The organism is Methylobacterium sp. D54C, assembly GCF_053345595.1.
The window spans coordinates 1-347 of sequence record NZ_JBKFAK010000141.1 but is presented as its reverse complement, the minus strand read 5'-3'; the positions used below and the strand labels follow the sequence as shown (position 1 = coordinate 347).

Annotated in this window: 1 pseudogene; it reads left to right on the top strand. The window is 73.2% G+C overall.

Annotated features, from left to right (window positions below):
* Positions 1–267 (top strand): annotated as a pseudogene (locus ACLBYB_RS32885) (ABC transporter permease); the annotation flags it as partial.
* Between the last annotated feature and the right edge of the window lie 80 nt (positions 268–347).

Genomic DNA, 347 nt, shown 5'->3' with positions numbered 1-347 from the left:
ATCACGCCCTCCAGCATGGGGCTCACCGCCGCCGCGCTGCCGGTGATCTGGGTCGCGGTCGGCGGCCGCGGCGACCTGACGGCCACGCTCATCGGCACGCTCGTGGTCCTCGGCGGGTTCCAGGCGCTGACGATCTACGGCAGCCAGTACGCCCTGGTGGTGATGGGCCTGCTCCTCGTCGTGGTGGTGCTGGCGGCGCCCGACGGCCTCGTGGTGGCGGCCATGCGCGGGCCCGGGCGCCTCCGCCGCCGGGAGGTGGGCCGATGAGCCCGCTGCTCGAGACCCGCGATCTGAGCAAGCATTTCGGCGGGCTCCACGTCACCAACGACGTGAACTTCGCCCTCGCG